The sequence below is a fragment of the Streptococcus pluranimalium genome (genome assembly GCF_047785745.1).
In the GTDB taxonomy this organism is placed as follows: domain Bacteria; phylum Bacillota; class Bacilli; order Lactobacillales; family Streptococcaceae; genus Streptococcus; species Streptococcus pluranimalium_B.
This window is the reverse complement of sequence record NZ_JBLOJT010000216.1, coordinates 1-802: the sequence shown is the minus strand read 5'-3', so window position 1 is coordinate 802 and position 802 is coordinate 1. Positions and strand designations below refer to the sequence as shown.

1 protein-coding gene is annotated in these 802 nt (G+C 35.2%); it reads left to right on the top strand.

Annotation, left to right across the window (positions count from 1 at the left end; translation table 11 throughout):
• The first annotated feature begins 373 nt into the window (after positions 1–373).
• A complete protein-coding gene (locus tag ACMZ6U_RS10575) occupies positions 374–754 on the top strand; it encodes a DUF1033 family protein (protein ID WP_416108368.1) in 381 nt (126 codons plus the stop codon).
• Positions 755–802: the final 48 nt, after the last annotated feature.

The following is an 802-nucleotide window of genomic DNA, read 5'->3' as shown; positions in this document are numbered from 1 at the left end:
TCAAAATCGAAAGTTTTGGCTTTCGGTTTTTTTGTTATAAAAGCGAAAAGAATCTTATATCGCTGATAGTTAACCAGATAAGGTTCGTATTTGTGTAGTATTATTCAAGCAAATTATTATCACATTAAGCTATAATCGTATATAATAGACCACACCAAGAGATTTTGGAGAATCGTTTGGAATCTTTATATTTGATGGTATAATCAAACTGTAATAGAAAGGAAAAGGGTAACGTTATTATCGGAAATATTCTCTTATAGTCGTTTGAAAAAGAAATAAGATGTTGTTTCAAATTGTTATAGAGCTATCTTAGTTTTTATTCAAGCGAAGGATAAGATAATTTTCATAAAGAACTGAAGACCCAGTACATGCTATGACCTATCAAGTGATCAAAATGTATGGCGACTTTGAACCTTGGTGGTTCTTAGAGGATTGGAAAAACGATATCACTGCTATTAGAGAGTTCCAAACTTATGAGGATGGCTTAGCTTATTACCAAGAAGAATGGCAATCGTTCCAGGAACAATTTCCAAAGGTTAATAGTAAGTCTAACCTTATGTCTGCCTTTTGGCGTACAGATGATAAGCGTTGGTGTGAAGAGTGTGACGAGGATTTACAGCAATATCACTCCTTACTCATGTTAGGGAATTGGCAAGAGCTTCCTGAAGACTTACAGGATTTGAACTTTGACCATCGCAATGCAGAAGGGGTCCATCCCACTTGTTCAATCAAACAACATAACACTTTATCTTAAGATAAGGTGTTTTTTTGGTACGACGGGCATGTCGTATATCTGAGGTGT

What these genes read in the sequence shown, in the direction of transcription:
- ACMZ6U_RS10575 (WP_416108368.1), top strand. Translation starts at nt 374, where the DNA reads ATGACCTATCAAGTGATCAAAATGTATGGCGACTTTGAACCTTGGTGG.